Genomic DNA, 1,192 nt, shown 5'->3' on the forward strand with positions numbered 1-1,192 from the left:
CGAATGCCTCGAGCCGCTCGACTGCCAGCGGCGCGGCCCGGCCCTCCAGCACGCCCTGCATCAGGCCCAGATGGATCGGGCACACCACACTCGCACGAGTTTCGGCCAGGTCGAGGAAGGGGCAGTGCCGCAACCGGATTCGCGTCCGGCCACTATCGATGTCGGGTTCGGGGTCGAATCCGACCTCGTCGAGCACCCGCACCAAATCGCTCACAGCCTGCTCGGCGGTCGGCGCCTCGGCATCCATGTCGCGAGTCAACGTGCGGCCCCAGCTGCGCCCGGCCTCCTCCGCACGATCCAACGGGTCGGGATCGGAGGCCAGCTGGGCGGTGAGGATATCGGCGAGCAGCCGGTAGTTACGCGGCCCGGCGGGGTCCATCCCGCGATGGGCGCGAAACATTTGCGGAGGCCGGCCCGGGCCGGTGCGCGGACTGTCGACCCGCTCGGCCTGCCCGGCCTCGACCAGCGCCTCGAGGTGAAAACGCACCGTGTTCGGATGCAACTGCAGGTGCGCGGCGATATCGAGGATGCTCAACGCATCACGCGAGTCGCGCAATACCGCGAGCACCTCGCCGCGCCGCCCACCACCGGCCCCGGCCGGCGTCGCACGCGAACTGGACGGCGTGGCAGCGGACGCCGTTTCGCGCGTCATGGCTGGGCACTCCGTTTCGGCAGCGCGGCAACCAGCGGCGTATCCACCCCGACGGGGCCGAGTTTGGTTGCGCCGCCGGGAAATCCGAGTGGTTCGCCGCGACCGGGCAAGGTCTCGCTGAAAAAGGCGGCGTTGTCGTCGAGGTAAGGCTCGAGCTCGGCCGGCAGGTCGTCCTGGTAATAGATCGCCTCCACCGGGCAGACCGGCACACACGCCCCACAGTCCACGCACTCGTCGGGGTGGATATACAACGAACGAGCACCCTCGTAGATGCAGTCGACCGGACACTCCTCCACACACGCCCGGTCCATCACGTCCACGCACGGCTCGCCGATCACATACGCCATACCTCTATTTATACATCCAAAGCTTGTATAAACTAAGACCGGTGACACACCCCACCGAATCTCCCGGCACACGCCGTCGGCAGCGGATCCGGTTCACATCACTTCGGCGTCGGCAACGATGCACCGACAGGTCCGATCGTTCAACGGCCGGGGTACGCACCACCACGCCCGCCGAGGATGTCGACCGAGAGGG

2 protein-coding genes are annotated in these 1,192 nt (G+C 67.4%); both read right to left on the reverse strand.

Going from position 1 to position 1,192, the window contains the following annotated elements; genetic code table 11:
* The coding region (locus tag A5780_RS22620; RefSeq protein ID WP_064909538.1) for a metalloregulator ArsR/SmtB family transcription factor at positions 1-652 on the reverse strand (652 nt) is incomplete at its 3' end.
* On the reverse strand, positions 649-999 hold the full coding sequence (fdxA, locus tag A5780_RS22625) for a ferredoxin (protein ID WP_063015719.1): 351 nt from the start codon (positions 997-999) through the stop codon (positions 649-651). The genes A5780_RS22620 and fdxA, both read right to left, overlap by 4 nt.
* Positions 1,000-1,192: the final 193 nt, after the last annotated feature.

The sequence above is a fragment of the Nocardia sp. 852002-20019_SCH5090214 genome (genome assembly GCF_001665865.1).
Classification (GTDB): Bacteria; Actinomycetota; Actinomycetes; order Mycobacteriales; family Mycobacteriaceae; genus Nocardia; species Nocardia nova.